The following is a 15,304-nucleotide window of genomic DNA, read 5'->3' as shown; positions in this document are numbered from 1 at the left end:
CTATCTTGCACACCCAACTCCACCGAGGGACTGTATGGATTTTCAGCACATCATTGAGACGGTCGGCCGGTTCATGGATTTCGCCGGCGTGGCCGTGATGGTCATCGGCGCCCTGGTGTCGCTGCCGATGGCGTTGCGGGGCTACCAACCTCGGCAGCGGCCGGCCGGCTCCGAACCTCTTTCGGTGTACCGCTCCTACCGGCAACTGCTGGGCCGGTCTATCCTGCTTGGCCTCGAACTGCTGGTGGCCGCCGACATCATCCGAACCGTCGCCGTCACGCCCACCTTCGAGAGCGTGGGCGTGCTCGCCATCATCGTGCTGATCCGGACGTTCCTGAGCTTCTCCCTTGAGCTCGAGATCACCGGGCGATGGCCTTGGCAGAAGCAGCCTGCGAGCGAGCAGCCGGCGGGCACGCAATCGGCGTCGGCGGCCTGACCTGATGGGTACCGATCCCTGGCCAGCGCCGCCGGAGCTGCCCCGACCGGTCATCATGGACCAGCGCTGGACGGACGCGGTGTTCCTGCACTGGCGCATCCCCAAGGAAGTTGCGGCGCCGTACATGCCTGACGGCGTGGCCCCGGACGAGTTCGACGGGTCGGCCTGGGTGGGACTCATCGGCTTCCGCATGCAGGGCGCCGGCCTGGGCCGCGGACCCGGAATTCCCTACTTTGGGAGCTTCAAGGAGATCAACGTGCGGCTCTACTCCCGCGAGCCGGACGGCGCCCGGGGCGTCGTGTTCCTGAGCCTGGACGCCTCGCGTCTGGCAGTGGTACTCGCGGCGCGCGCCTCGGGAATCCCCTACGTGTGGTCCCGCGACCGCTTCCGGGCGGCAAACGCCGTGGACCCGTCGACCGGCTATTCCGTGCGCCGGTTTGGGGGCGGGGCGCGGAGCGATTTCGCGGTGGCGCCACAGTTCGACGCCGAAGCCACCGATCCGCTGTCCGTCCACCTCACAGCCCGGTTCGGCCTGCACACCCGCTTCCGGGGCAAGACGCTTTACGTCCCCAATACCCACAGCCCCTGGCCCCTGTTCCAGGCCCGGATGACTGCCCTGGAAGACCAACTCATCGCAGCAGCAGGAATCACGGTGTCCGGCCCGCCCGAGTCAGTGCTATTTTCGCCCGGCGTGCGGACACAGTTTGGCCGGCCGCGCGTGCTGGGGAACGGGACCTGACGGTCTTGGCGTTTGGCTGCGGCCGCCAGCTCGGCGCGTTCCGCAGGGGGCTAATACTGTCAGAGCTCGGTGATGAACTTAGTTCATGGGATCCAGCGCAGCTCTCACCGTTTCTCCGGTCTCCCGGGCCGGTGATACTGCCCGCCCGGTCCCTGCACTGGGGAACATTCTGGGGCAGGTGCGGGAGTTGTGCGCGACGGCGGTTGCGGACGCGGCGCTGTTCGGGTTCGCGGAGGCCGCGGAGTACGCCGCCGGGGTCGAGGAGCTCGCCCGGGGGCTGGAGTTCCTGCAGCTCGTCGGCGCGGCCGCGGTGGACCGGACCCGCAAGGAGGCCGCCGCCGCGGATTCCCCGGTCCTGGATGACGGTTACCGCAAGAGCGGGGACTTCCTGCGGGACCGGCTGCAGATCACCGGCACCGAAGCGCACCGGCGGCTGTCCCTGACCGCCGCGGTCCTGCCCCGCACCGGGATCACCGGCCAGATCCTCCCGCCCCTGCATGAGGAACTCGCCGCCGCCGTGGCCGCCGGGACCGTGCCGTCCCGGTCCGCGACCATCATCGCCCAGGCCCTGGACCGGGTCCGGCCCCTGTGCGACCCGGCCACCACCGCCCGGATGGAACACTCCCTCACGGCCACCGCGGCCGAGCACGACCCTGACTTCCTGGCCCGGGTCACCCGGCGCTGGCTGGACGCCATCGACCAGGACGGCGCCGAACCTTCCGAGGAGGTCCTGCGCCAGTTACAGGGCGCGTTCATCCGTAAACCCCGCCACGGCCTGCACCACCTGGAAATCTTCGCCACCACCGAACAATTCGAGACCCTCCTCACCGTGATGAACACCGCCACCAACCCCCGCACCACCCCCGCCCGCACAGGCACCGACGGCAGCCCGGCCGTTGCGGACAGTGGCGGGGCCAACGGCGGCGGGGAGGCCGGGGCGGACGGCGGCGGGGAGGCCGGGGCGGACGGCGGCGGGGAGGCCGGGGCGGGCGTGGCCGGGGAGGACGGGGCTGAGGGGTTCGTGCCGGGCGGGCTGGACTGGCGGTCCCGGCCGCAGAAATACCTCGACGGCCTGGTCGGCGGCTGCAAAATAGCCCTCGCGTCCGGCGCGCTGCCCGCCACCGGCGGACACCGGCCCCAGATCATGGTCACCATCGACTACCGCGACCTCCTCGAACGCCTCCAACACGCCACCAACACCAACGCTGACCCTGCCACCGACAGCCAGACAGGCCCGTTCGCCAGGGCCGTTGACGCCCGCGCCGGCGGACGCGGCACAGGTCCGTTCGGGTTCACCGGCACCGGGGCCGGTCCGTTCGGGTTCACCGGCACCGGGGACGCCGGCGGACGCGGCACAGGCCCGATGGGGTTCACCGGCACCGGGACCCTGGCCTTCACCGGCCCCGTCACCGCCGCGACCATCCGCAAAATCGCCTGCGACGCCGACATCATCCCCATCCTGCTCGGCAGCCAGGGCCGCATCCTCGACATCGGCCGCACCACCCGGATCTTCCCGCCCCACATCCGCAAGGCCATCACCGCCCGCGACCAAGGCTGCGCCTTCCCCAACTGCACCATGCCCGCCATCTGGTGCGAAGCCCACCACATCGCCTACTGGTCCCGCGGCGGCACCACCAGCACCGACAACGGCGTCCTCCTCTGCTCCCACCACCACCACCTGATCCACAAAGAACAATGGACCATCCAACTCCGCACCGGAATCCCCTGGTTCATCCCGCCACCCCACCTCGACCCCCACCAAACACCCCAAAGAAACCACTACTTCAGATGCTGAACCACGGGTCTACCTACCAACGGCTTCAATTCGCCGGGCTCCCAGCTTGCCTCAGGGCCGTGCGCGTTGAAACTCTGTCACTGACGTAGTTGGGCCTACAAATTGCCGCCTGGGTGCGTAGCCAATTGACTCCATCGCCCGGCGGGCGCCGGTTTTGGTGGTCAGTTCAACCACCCACACGGTGTCGTATTTGAGAATGCGGTTCTTCGCGGTTTTGACGTCATACCGCCGGTCAAAGATGCGGCCCCATTGGGCGGCCGGACGGGCCAGCGTGGGATCGTTGAGGCCCTCGAATGCGCCCGGGTAGCCGCGGAACGCCATGTCGCGGTCGTTGCCAATCACAAAAGCGTTACCCGGGCGGATTTCACGGTGGATGGTGTCCGCGATGAAACGGAAGTCATCGCTCTGGATGCGTCCATATTCGGTCCGTTGTCCCACGTACGAAGGCAGCGAGATCGCCAGGGCGGCCGGCAACACTGCGGCCAGCCAGAACTTGCGGAAGCCGCGTTCCAGCGGCCGGGCCAGCAGCGGAGCGGCAGCCAGCATTGGCAAAGCCGCCAGTTCGAACGAAAGGTACCGTGGCAGGTAATAGCCACGGCCAGTGATCGCGGATCCGACAAGCACCATTGCCAGCGGCAGCACCAGCCACGGCCAGGCCAGCCGTACCGCGAAATGTTTCCGCGCCAGGATGGTGCCAAGCAGCGCGGCGCCCCAAACCACGACCGCCAATCCGTACATGGAGAAGTCTTCGCCCGGCGTCGGCTTGGGGCTGGACACGAAGTTTTCCGACGAGTAGTAGGCGTCGCTGAAGAACTGGACGAATGCGACTTCATACGTGGTTGACGCCCCGATCGGCGGCACCCAGGCGATCTGGAACTGCTGCCCGGAGGCCACGGCTGCGATCAAGGCTGCCGGGACAAGCCACCCCGTCGAGGCCACTGCCATGGCTCTCCACTGCCTGCGCAGGCGCCGGTCGAGCAGCAGGGTCATCCCGTGGGCCGCGACCAGCAGTACGGCATAAAAGGACAGGCTCACCGTGACGAAGCCGGTCAGGCCGTACCAGAGCCACCTCAACCTGGAGGGGGATTCGCGGATGAGCACCAGCAGGTAAGTGGCCAGCACGGCACCCAAAACGGTCATGGCATACGAGCGTGCGTCCGTGGCAACGTATTGCACCCGCGGCAGGATGACGAAGATGACCGCGGCGCTCACACCGTAGGCGGTCCCCCCGAGCCGGCGGCAGAGAGCAAGCAGGAGGCCGGCGGCCACTGCCACCGCGAGCAGGCTGGGCAGGCGCATCGCCAGCTCGGAGAATCCGAATATTCTCGTCCAGCCATACATCAGGATGTAGTAGGCGCCGTGGACCGCGTCCACGGTTCCGAGCATGCTCCAGAGCTGGGAAAAGTCCCTGTTGACCGCGCTGACGGAGGCCGCCTCATCCGTCCAGAAGCTCGGTACGGACACGCCGACGATGGAATAGAGGAAGGTAAGCAGCCCGGCGAGCACGGGGAGGCGGCTGCTTCTACTCACCCGACCATCTAAGCATGGATGCGGAGGTGCATTTGTCGTCTCGGTAGAGCCTTCCCCAGACTTCCGTACGCGCTACCGTCCGGCGGCGTACCCCTGGGCGCCCCGGGGGTTGGCCGCGGCCTGCAGCACAGCGGTCGCGGGGTCCCGGACGACGGCGGAAAGTCGGCCGAGGCTCCAGCCGCCGGCCACGGTCACCACGTGCCCCCGGCGTTTGAGCCCATCGATGACGTCCGCGCCCAGACGCTCCTCCACTACGGCGCCGCCGGGCTCCCAGGTGCGCGGCCAGAACGAGCCGGGCATCGACGTCGTATGGAACGTTGGTGCGTCGACGGCCTGCTGCGGCGAGTAGCCGCCCACAATCGTCCGCAGCAGGTACGGCAGCTGCCACTGGTCCTGCTGGTCGCCGCCCGGCGAACCCAGCGCGGTCACGGCGCGCCCGTCCCGGAGCACCAACGTCGGCGTCAGGGTGGTGCGGGGCCGCTGGCCCGGGCTGAGGGTGGACGGCGTGCCGGGCTCCAGCCAGGTCATCTGCAGGCGGGTGCCGAGGCAGAACCCCAGTTCCGGAATCGCGGGCGAGGACTGCAACCAGCCGCCGGACGGGGTGGCGGAGACCATGTTCCCCCAACGGTCCACCACGTCGATGTGGCAGGTATCGCCGCGGGTTTCCCCGCTCGGCGCCACGGTCGGCTCGCCGACGCCCAGTCCCGCCGGGCCGGCCCCGCCCCCGCTCCGGGACAGCGCCGGCGGCGTGTATTCGGTCCGCAGCTGCGGGACGTAGGGCTCGCGCCCCGGAACCTTACCCGGCCGCAATTCGTGCGATGCCTGCTCCGTGATCAAATCCCGGCGGCCCGCGCAGTACTCCTCGGACAGCAGGTAAGCCAGCGGTACGTCCGTGTCACCGTAGTAGGCCTCGCGGTCTGCCAGCGCCAGCTTCTGGGCCTCCAGGATCGTGTGCGCCCCGAGCTCGGTGGACGGATCGAGATGCCGGTCCTCGAACCCGGCGAGGATGGCCAAGGTCTGCAGCAGCGCCGGACCCTGTCCCCATGGCCCGGTCTTGGCAATCGTGTGCCCGCGGAAATCCACCGTGGCGGCGGCCTCATAGCCGGCCTCGAAACCGGCCAGGTCGGACAATGCCAGCACGCCCCGGTGATCGGTGCCGGAGGAATGCCGGTGCGGGGCCTGCACGGATTCCACCATGGCGCGGGCGACAAATCCCTCGCGCCATTCCCGGCGGGCAGCATCGATCCGTGCCTCCCGGGACTCGCCGGACCCCAACGCCGCGCCGGATTCGATGAGCCTTTCCAGGGTCCGGGCGTAGGCCGGGTTTCGGACCAGTTCGCCTTCTGCCGGGATCCGGCCGCCGGGCATCCAGAGCTCAGCCGAGCTGGGCCAGTGCTCTTGGAACAGCTCCGCCACCGCGGCAATTGTGGTGCCGACGCGGCCCAGCACCGGGTGCCCGTCACGGGCGTAGCCGATCGCGAATTCCAGGACCGCGTCCAGCTCCCAGGTGCCGTAGTCGCGCAACAGCAGGAGCCAGGCGTCGACGGCGGCGGGCACCGCGGCGGCCAGCGCCCCCGAGCCCGGCACCAGGTCCAGCCCTTCGGCCCGGTAGTGCTCTACCGTGGCCGCTGCGGGCGCCGGTCCCTGGCCCATCAGGACCACCGGCTTCCCGGGCTCTGCCGCCGTCACGAAGACACCTGTCATGTCCCCGCCGGGACCGTTGAGGTGCGGCTCGACGACGTGCAGCACGAAGGCGCCGGCCGTGGCGGCGTCGAACGCGTTACCGCCGCGTTCGAGCACCGCTTGGGCCGCCGCCGTCGCGATCCAGTGCGTGGACGCACTCATCCCGAAGGTGCCCTGCAGGGTGGGGCGGGTGGTGAACTGATCAGGCGCGGTGAAAGTCATGGATCAGCCGAACAGCGCCGCCACGCGGGTCAGGGTCTCGTAGACCCCGTAGGCCAGCGGTACGCCCACGAGCGCCCATGCCACCGCGAGTTTTCCGGTGGACGCTTTGACTTCCGTCTGTGCGCCGGGGTTGTGTGCAGTGCTCATCTCAGGCCTCCATGGCGGGTTCGGCCGACCGCTCGCGGTCAGGGCGGGGTTCGTGGAATCGTGCGTCGACCGGCTTGACCAGCAGGTTGGCCACAAAGCCGATCACCAACAGCGCCACCATGGTCAGCAGTGCCGGCTGGTAGGACGCGGCGTTCAGCTGGCCGGGCTTGCCCTGGGCGTCCAGGAAGGCGTTGACGATCAGCGGCCCGGCGACGCCGGCGGCGGACCAGGCGGTCAGTAGCCGTCCGTGGATGGCACCGACCTGGAAGGTGCCGAAGAGGTCCCGCAGGTAGGCCGGAGCCGTCGAGAAGCCGCCGCCGTAGAAGGAGATGATGAAGAACGCGAGCGCAACGTACAGGAACGTGGTCGAGGAACCGGCCAGCGCCAGCACCGTGTAGAGCAGGGCGCCGACGCCGAGGTACACCATGTAGATGCGCTTGCGGCCGGTCAGATCGGACGTCGCGGACCAGGCAAAGCGCCCGGCCATGTTGCCGATGGAGAGCAGCCCCACGAAACCGGCGGCGACGCCGGCACTGACCAGGGACACGCCGTCGGACTTCCGGAAGAAGTCCTGGATCATCGGGGCAGCCTGCTCCAGGATGCCGATGCCGGCGGTGACGTTGCAGAACAGAGCGATCCAGACCAGCCAGAACTGCCTGGTCTTGACGGCGTTCTTCGCCGAGACGTTATCCGTCGTGACAAGCTTGGACGCTTTGACCTTGGCCGGGTCGAAGCCGACGGGCTTCCAGCCCTCGGCGGGGACCTTGATGGTGAAGGCGCCGAAGAGCATGTAGGCGAGATAGACGACGGCGAGGGTCAAGAAGAGCTTGCCCACGGAGTCGCCGCTGGCCACCCAGCCCTTCGCGCCGGAGTTGGGGTCGTACATTTTCAGCAGCGCGGTGGAGACCGGGCTGGCGATCAGTGCGCCGCCGCCGAAGCCCATGATGGCCATGCCGGTGGCGAGTCCCGGGCGGTCCGGGAACCACTTGATCAGGGTGGACACGGGCGAGATGTAGCCGATACCCAGTCCGATGCCGCCCACCACGCCGTAGCCGAGGTAGACGAGCCAGAGCTGGTGCGTGAAGATGCCGAGCGAGCCGATCAGGAAGCCGCTGGCCCAGAACACGGCGGAGGTGAACATCGCCTTGCGCGGGCCGTTCTTGTCCACCCAGGTGCCCATGATGGCGGCGGACAGGCCGAGCATCACGATCGCGATCGAGAAGATCACGCCGATCTCGGTCAGGCTGGCGCCGAAGTGCTTGACCAGCGCCGTCTTGTACACGCTCGTCGCGTATGCCTGGCCGATGCACAGGTGGACGGCGAGCGCTGCGGGCGGCACGAGCCACCGGTTGAACCCCGGCGGGGCGATTGTTCGTTCTCGGTCCAGCCAACCCATAACTGCTCCCCTTGCTTGTCGAAAGACGTCGGTGTCTCGGCGCTCCCCAAGCACCTGACCCAGCGGAATAGAGGCTAAAGACCTCCGTTCGGGGCCGTTGCCTCCGGCAATCATGGTGCAGATCACACCCAAGCGGCGCTGTTCGGGGCCGAATCGGCCGGATTTCACGACGAACGGTAGCTTATTCGCGATAAGCGGTAGGCAGGGTGCTTAGAACGTGCCTACTTACCCAGTCCGGCCTGGCGGAGTGCTTCCGCCATCGCCGTGTTGGCGGGGGCCGGCTTGGGTGCCGCCTTGGTGGCCGGCTTGGGTGTGCCCTGCCGGGCCCGGTCGTGCGAATGCGCCGCCGGACTGCCCGTGGTATCGGGCCGCCCTGCGGACGCTCCCCTCCCTGCGGACGCCGCGGGACGGGCCGCCGCGGGACGGCCCGCCGCCGGTTCGTCGTCGAGCCTCAGCGTCAGCGAGATGCGCTTGCGCTCCGGGTCCGCCTCCAGCACCTTGACCCGGACCACCTGGCCGGACTTGACCACCTCGCGCGGGTCGGAGACGAACCGGTTGGCCAGTGCGGAGACGTGGACCAGCCCGTCCTGGTGCACCCCGACGTCCACAAACGCGCCGAACGCCGCCACGTTGGTGACCGTTCCCTCCAGCACCATCCCGGGTTTGAGGTCCGCGATCTTCTCGATCCCGTCCCGGAACGTCGCCGCAGCAAACGCGGGCCGCGGATCACGGCCGGGTTTTTCCAGCTCGGCGATGATGTCCCGCACGGTGGGCAGGCCGAACGAGCCGTCCACGAAGTCCTGCGGATTGAGCGCGGACAGGGTCCCGCCCGCCGAACCGGCACCGGCACCAGCCGCGGCCTTGATCTTCCGCGCCAGCGGATACGCCTCCGGGTGCACGCTGGAGGCGTCCAGCGGCTCCGCTCCCCCGCTGATGCGCAGGAAGCCGGCGCATTGTTCAAACGCCTTCGCGCCCAGCCGGGGCACCTTCTTCAGCTCGCTGCGCTTGCTGAAGGGACCGTGCTCGTTCCGGTACGCCACAATGTTCTCGCTCAGCAGCGGTCCGACGCCGGCCACCCGGCTCAGCAGCGCCGGCGAGGCGGTGTTGACGTCCACTCCGACGGCGTTGACACAGTCCTCCACGACGGCGTCGAGGCTGCGCTCCAGCTTCGCGGCCGTGACGTCGTGCTGGTACTGCCCGACGCCGATCGACTTCGGCTCGATCTTGACCAGTTCCGCCAGCGGGTCCTGCAGCCGCCGGGCGATCGACACCGCGCCGCGCAGCGACACATCCATGCCGGGCAGTTCGGCCGCGGCGAGCGCCGACGCCGAGTACACGGAGGCACCGGCTTCGGAGACGACGAGTTTCTGCGGCGCGGCGCCGGCGTCCGCGCCAAGCTGCTTGATCAGCTCCGCCGCGAGCTTGTCCGTCTCCCGCGAGGCGGTGCCGTTGCCGATCGCCACGAGTTCAACACCGTGCTTCCGGGCCAGCGCCAGGAGCGTGCGCAGCGCCTCGTCCCACTTCCGTGCCGGGGCGTGCGGGTAGACCGTGTCCGTCGCGACCACCTTGCCGGTACCGTCCACGACGGCGACTTTCACGCCGGTGCGCAGCCCCGGGTCCAGGCCCACGGTGGCGCGGTTGCCGGCGGGCGCCGCGAGCAGCACGTCGCGGAGGTTCGCGGCGAACACCCGGACGGCCTCGTCCTCGGCTGCGGCGAACATCCGGCTGCGCAGGTCGCCGCTCAGGCGGCTGAGCACCCGCGAGCGCCACGCCTGCTGCGCGGTCTGCAGCAGCCAGGCATCGGCGGGCCGGCCGCGGTCGGCGACCCCGAGGAACCTGGCCACGGCGGCTTCGTACCGGGCGCGGGCGGCGGCCAGGGCGGCGTCGTCGTCCGGTTCCGCTTCGCTGAGATCCAGTTCCAGCACCCCGTCCTTTTCGCCGCGCAGCAGCGCGAGGACCCGGTGCGAGGGCATCCCGGAGGGCGCCTGGGAAAACTCGAAGTAGTCCTTGAACTTCTGCCCCTCGGCCTCCTTGCCCTTCTTGACGCGCGAGACCATCCGGCCCTGGGTCCAGAGCCGCTCCCGCAGCGTGGCGGCCAGGTCAGCGTCCTGAGCGACGCGCTCGACGAGGATGGACCGGGCCCCGGCCAGCGCCGCGGCGGCGTCGCCGATGGAATGTTCCGCGTTGAGGTAGCGGGCGGCTTCACGTTCCGGGTCCAGCTCCGGCCGTTTCAGCAACGTCTCCGCGAGCGGCTCCAGGCCGGCCTCGCGGGCGATCTGGGCCTTGGTACGCCGCTTCGACTTGTACGGCAGGTAGATGTCTTCCAGCCGCGACTTGGTGTCGGCGGCGGCGACGGCGGCCTGCAGTTCCGTGGTCAGCGCCCCCTGGGCTGCGAGGGCATCCAGCACGGTCAGACGGCGGTCCTCCAGCTCGCGCAGGTAGCGCAGCCGCTCCTCGAGCCCGCGGAGTTGGGTGTCATCCAGGGTGCCGGTGGCTTCCTTGCGGTAGCGGGCGATGAACGGCACCGTGGACCCGGCGTCGAGCAGCTCCACGGCCGCCTTTACCTGCCAGGGTTTCACGCCGAGCTCGGCGGCGATCTGGGTCTCTATCGGGGTGGTCACGGCGGGGTGCTGCGGGAGTTGGCTCACCCAGCCATTTTGCCTTACCCGGGTCAGCTGCCGGGCGTTCCCGCAGCGTCGGGGGTCTCCTGCACGTCCTGCACGACCTCGTTGCGGCGCAGGAACCACGGCTTGAACGGCGGGTCAAAGCGGGCGAACCTCGGCGGCCCCACCGGCGTCAGTCCGGCAAGGGTCAGCGCCGACTGCAGCCCGTCGTTGCGCCGCGCAAAGGCGGTTTCCGAGCCGCTGCCGGAGAAACGCAGCGCCGCGGCCAAGGAGCCGGGAACGGCCCGGATCCTGACCTCGGGGTCCGTCGGGACCGGAGCGGTTTCGGCGCTCATGCCCGCGGGGAGGACGAAGGCAACCACAAAGTCGGCCGGCGTATCCTTCCCGGGCAGCGGGCCGCTTTGCAGTACCGGAGCGGTCATCGCTAGCTTCTGCGCGGGGCCGTTGCCCGGGCTCCCCTGCCCTCCGGCTGCCGGGATTCCGGTCCCCTGGATCACCGGGGCCGTCATCGCCAGCTTCTGCGACGCGCTGTTGCTGCCGCTGATGTAGTTGAACAGGTGGCGGAACGCCGCGTTCCCGGCGCGGTCGAAGCTCGCGTTGACCCGGATCTCGGCGACGACGTGCGCCGGATAGCGGCGCAGCTCAAAGTGGGGGTAGCTGCGGACCAGCTCATAGGGTTGTTGTTCGGTCATGGTCTTGCTGACCTTACGCCGCTCCTGCGACGGCGGCCAGTGCTTTAGTGTCTGGGGGCTTTGGTAGCTTGGCAGAAGAGAGACCGACGGCGCCTGGACCCGGCCGGGCGGTCATAAAGAGTCCATCGGCCAGAGCCAAGCAAAGCGGGGACGCAGTGTTTTTCCTTGAATCGGAAGTTCCGGACGCGGCGCCGGACCTGGTCTACTCCGCGAGTGACCTCGTGGTGGCGGTGGGCTGCGAATACCAGCTGCTCCGGAAGCTAGATGAAAAGCTGGGCCGCGCCCCCGCCGCCGACTTCGGTACCGACGAGATGCTCCGGCATGCGGCCGCCCTGGGCGACGTCCACGAGCACAAGGTCCTGGACGGTTTTGTAGGCGAGTTCGGCAACTGGGACCCTGCCCGCGGGCGGGGGGTGTACGACGTGGTTCCCGCCACTGCCATGGACCGCGCTACTTTGGCGGCCAAGCACCACGAATCCATCGAGGCGTTGCGGGCCGGCGCCGACGTCGTTTTCCAGGCCGCGTTCTTTGACGGCCAGTTCCACGGGCGTTCCGACTTCCTGGTGCGGCAGGCCGACGGCGGCTACGCCGTATTCGACACGAAACTGGCCCGTCACGCCAAGGTGACGGCCCTGCTGCAGCTCGCCGCCTACGGTGACCAGCTGCTCAAAGCCGGCATCCCGGTGGACCCGTCGGTGACGCTCGTTCTCGGTGCCACGGTGCAGCTGGCCGACGGCGGCTTCGACTACGTCCGGACCCACCACAAGCTCGCCGAGATCCTGCCGGTCTTCCGGGAACGTCGCGAGCGTTTCCTCGCCCTGACCGCGGCGCACATGACCCGGGCTGAGGCTGTCCGCTGGGGCGCAGAGGGTGTCACCGCCTGCGGCCGGTGCGATTACTGCCAGGAACAGGTCAAGGCCACCGACGACCTGCTCCTGGTGGCGCGGATGAATTCGGTGCAGCGCAAAAACCTGCACGAACTCGGCATTCACACGGTCACGGAGCTGGCCCAAACGCCGCTCGCCAAGCCCACGCCCACGCTCCTGCGGCTGCAGGAACAGGCCCGGATGCAAAGCGGCGTGGGTGCTGCCGACGGGGAGGTCCGGTACCGCAAGGAGGGCGAGGAGCACGCCCTGCGCTACGCCGTGCTCCCGCAAAATACCCTGGCTGAACTGCCGACGCCCAGTCCGGGCGACATTTTCTTCGACTTCGAGGGCGATCCGCTGTGGCAGGACAGCGCCACCGGAGTATGGGGACTCGAGTACCTTTTCGGCGTCATCGAGGCGCCCGCCGGCCCGGGCGATCCGGGGGTGTTCCGGCCGTTCTGGGCGCACAGCAGGGCGGCGGAGAAGCAGGCGTTCCTGAACTTCCTGGACTACGTGGAGCAGCGCCGGCGCACCTACCCCGCCATGCACGTCTACCATTACGCACCGTATGAAAAGACGGCGCTCCGCAAGCTCTCGGTGCTGCACGTGGCCGGCGAAGACATTGTGGACGAGTGGCTCCGCGAGGGCCTGCTGGTGGACCTGTACCAGACGGTCCGGAACAGCATCCGCATCTCGGAGAACTCGTACAGCATCAAGAAGCTTGAACCGCTTTACATGGGCACGAACCTCCGCACCGGCGAGGTGAAAGACGCCGGCGCCTCCGTGGTGGCTTACGCCCGCTACTGCGATGCGCGCGACGGCGGCCGCGGCGAGGAGGCCGCGGAGATCCTCGCCGGCATCTCCGACTACAACGAATACGACTGCCTCTCGACCCTGGAGTTGCGGAACTGGTTGCTGGAGCGGGCCAAGGAACGCGGAATCGAGCCCGGCGGGGCGGGGGCCGGGCCCGACGGGCCTGCGTCCGGGCCCGGTGGCGACGGTGGGTCCGTGCCCGGCGGTGGGGCGGGGACCGGGTCCGGTGGTGGCGCGGGGTCCGGGCCGGACGGCGGCGCGGACGACGTCGGCTCCCCCGACGCGGATGCCCTGCTGAGTCCCGCCGAGCGGGCGCTGACGACCTTCGCCGAACCCGGGAGCGGCCTCCCCGAGGAGGACCGCAAGGCCGTGGCCATGCTGGCCGCCGCGGTGAGCTACCACCGGCGGGAGCGCAAATCCTTCTGGTGGGCGCACTTCGACCGGTGCGAGCAGGGCCCGGACACCCACGAGCGGGACCGGAACGTCTTCCTTGTTGAGTCCGCGGAGATCCTTGACGACTGGCAGCAGGAAGGCCGGAAGCTTCCGGAACGCCGGGTCCGGCTGACCGGCACCGTGAGCCCCGGCTCGGATTTGCGCGAGGGCAGCAAGTGGTTCCGCATGTACGGGCTTCCGCTGCCCGAGGGGCTGGAGGGCACCGGCAAGGACGGTGCCGGCCGGAGCGGCTGGTTCGGCACGGAGGTCCTCGAACTGGGTCAAGACGACGGCAAGGACACCGTCGTCATCCGCGACCGCCTGCACCGGAACGTGCCCCCGCACAGTGAGCTGCCGATCGCGCTGACCGAGGACCAGCCGCTGGCCACCAAAAGCCTGGAGCAATCGCTGGAGTCGCTCGCAGACCTGGTGGCGTCCGGGCTGCGGTCCGGTGCCATCCCCCGACACCCTGCCCTTGACCTGGTCCGGCGCCTCCCGCCCCGGCTTGCCGGCGGTGAGTCACTGCCGCAACCCGGTGACGGTCCGGACCGTTTCATCGACGCCATCACGACGGCGGTCCTGGGGCTCGACCACTCCTACCTGGCGGTGCAGGGTCCCCCGGGCACCGGCAAGACCCATGTGGGTTCGCACGTCATCGCCAGGCTCGTGGCCCGTGGCTGGAAGGTGGGGGTCGTTGGCCAGTCCCATGCCGTGGTGGAGAACCTGCTGACGACGGCGGTCATCAAAGCGGGGGTCAACCCGGACCTGGTGGCGAAGGACGTGAAGCACGACAATCCCTTGCCGTGGCAATCGCGCACCGCCAAGGACGTAGCGGCGCTGTTGGACTCCCGCGGCGGCGCCCTGATCGGCGGCACGGCGTGGACCATGACCGGCGCCACCGTCCCGGCGGGCGCACTGGATCTGCTGGTCATCGACGAAGCCGGCCAGTTCTCCCTGGCCAACACGCTCGCAGTCGCCCAGGCCAGCAGCCGTCTGCTCCTGCTCGGCGACCCACAGCAACTTCCGCAGGTCAGCCAGGGCAAGCATCCCGAACCGGTCGACGAGTCGGCCCTGGGCTGGATCTCCGCCGGGCATGCCACCCTGCCGCCGGAGCTTGGCTACTTCCTGGCCGACTCGTGGCGGATGCACTCCGAGCTGTGCCTGGCCGTCTCCGAGCTGTCCTACGAGGGCCGGCTGCGGTCCGCGCCCGCGGCGGACCTTCGCCACCTGGACGGAGTTCCGGCCGGGATCGAGACGGTGATGGTGCCGCACAGCGGCAACACGACGTCGTCCCCGGAAGAAGCAGCCGAGGTTGTCCGGCAGGTGCGGCGCCATCTGGGCCTCAAGTGGCACACCGCGGAGGGCACACGCCCCCTCGCGGCCGCCGACATCCTCGTGGTCGCGGCCTACAACGCCCAGGTGAACCTCATTCGCGAAGCTCTGGACCGGGCCGGCCTATCCGGCGTGCGGGTGGGGACCGTGGACAAGTTCCAAGGCCAGGAAGCCGCGGTGGTGATCGTGTCCATGGCGTGTTCGGCGGTGGCCGAGGCGCCGCGTGGCATGGAGTTCCTGCTCTCCCGGAACCGGATCAACGTGGCGGTCTCACGCGGTCAGTGGCGCGCCGTCGTCGTCCGTGCCCCCGAGCTGACCAACTACCTGCCGGCCCATCCGGAAGGCCTGGAACAGCTGGGCGGCTTCATCGGCCTCTGCCAGCGGTCCGTGCCCGCTGCCCCCTAGGGGGACATGCTCATTCTTCGCACCCGCCACGGGACATGCCCTCTTTCCGCGTGCACCACTGGACATGCCCCTCGCTCCCGGACCGCTCCGAGGGACATGCCCATCCTTAAACGCGAACAGTGGACAGAAAGGGATTCTGTCCACTGGTCGCAGCGTGCAGGGGGCATGTCCCGGCAGTGATTAGGCCGGTGC

At 69.2% G+C, this 15,304-nt stretch carries 10 protein-coding genes; 4 read left to right on the top strand and 6 right to left on the bottom strand.

Features of this window, described 5'->3' with window-relative positions; all coding sequences use genetic code 11:
- Positions 1-34: 34 nt before the first annotated feature.
- The 3 genes from AC1MBE_RS13470 (at position 35) to AC1MBE_RS13460 (ending at position 2,970) form a co-directional block, all read left to right on the top strand.
- Entirely contained in the window at positions 35-436 is a 402-nt protein-coding gene (locus AC1MBE_RS13470) for a DUF1622 domain-containing protein (protein WP_479778991.1), read from the top strand.
- Between the two features lie 4 nt (positions 437-440).
- Positions 441-1,175, top strand: a complete 735-nt coding sequence (locus AC1MBE_RS13465; protein WP_479778990.1) for a YqjF family protein — start codon at positions 441-443, stop codon at positions 1,173-1,175.
- An 85-nt stretch (positions 1,176-1,260) separates the two neighbouring features.
- Positions 1,261-2,970, top strand: coding sequence for an HNH endonuclease signature motif containing protein (locus tag AC1MBE_RS13460; RefSeq protein WP_479778989.1), 1,710 nt, complete (start codon positions 1,261-1,263; stop codon positions 2,968-2,970).
- Positions 2,971-3,021: 51 nt separating this feature from the next.
- Here AC1MBE_RS13460 and AC1MBE_RS13455 read toward each other — a convergent pair whose 3' ends face one another.
- From AC1MBE_RS13455 to AC1MBE_RS13430, 6 genes are all read right to left on the bottom strand, one after another.
- Complete coding sequence (locus AC1MBE_RS13455) at positions 3,022-4,500, bottom strand: glycosyltransferase family 39 protein (protein ID WP_479778988.1); 1,479 nt, start codon at positions 4,498-4,500, stop codon at positions 3,022-3,024.
- A gap of 72 nt (positions 4,501-4,572) precedes the next feature.
- Positions 4,573-6,405 (bottom strand): gamma-glutamyltransferase family protein, encoded by a 1,833-nt coding sequence (locus tag AC1MBE_RS13450; protein WP_479778987.1) that lies wholly within the window; start codon positions 6,403-6,405, stop codon positions 4,573-4,575.
- A gap of 3 nt (positions 6,406-6,408) precedes the next feature.
- On the bottom strand, positions 6,409-6,552 hold the full coding sequence (locus AC1MBE_RS13445) for an MFS transporter small subunit (RefSeq protein WP_479778986.1): 144 nt from the start codon (positions 6,550-6,552) through the stop codon (positions 6,409-6,411).
- Position 6,553: 1 nt separating this feature from the next.
- On the bottom strand, positions 6,554-7,948 hold the full coding sequence (locus AC1MBE_RS13440) for an OFA family MFS transporter (protein ID WP_479778985.1): 1,395 nt from the start codon (positions 7,946-7,948) through the stop codon (positions 6,554-6,556).
- 221 nt (positions 7,949-8,169) lie between these two features.
- On the bottom strand, positions 8,170-10,596 hold the full coding sequence (locus tag AC1MBE_RS13435) for a Tex family protein (RefSeq protein WP_479778984.1): 2,427 nt from the start codon (positions 10,594-10,596) through the stop codon (positions 8,170-8,172).
- A 23-nt stretch (positions 10,597-10,619) separates the two neighbouring features.
- On the bottom strand, positions 10,620-11,264 hold the full coding sequence (locus tag AC1MBE_RS13430; protein ID WP_479778983.1) for an SOUL family heme-binding protein: 645 nt from the start codon (positions 11,262-11,264) through the stop codon (positions 10,620-10,622).
- 155 nt (positions 11,265-11,419) lie between these two features.
- Here AC1MBE_RS13430 and AC1MBE_RS13425 point away from each other — a divergent pair, with 155 nt between their 5' ends.
- Positions 11,420-15,112, top strand: a complete 3,693-nt coding sequence (locus AC1MBE_RS13425) for a TM0106 family RecB-like putative nuclease (RefSeq protein WP_479778982.1) — start codon at positions 11,420-11,422, stop codon at positions 15,110-15,112.
- Positions 15,113-15,304: the final 192 nt, after the last annotated feature.

The organism is Arthrobacter sp. BG5 (assembly GCF_056680155.1).
This window is presented reverse-complemented; position numbering and strand designations above follow the sequence as displayed.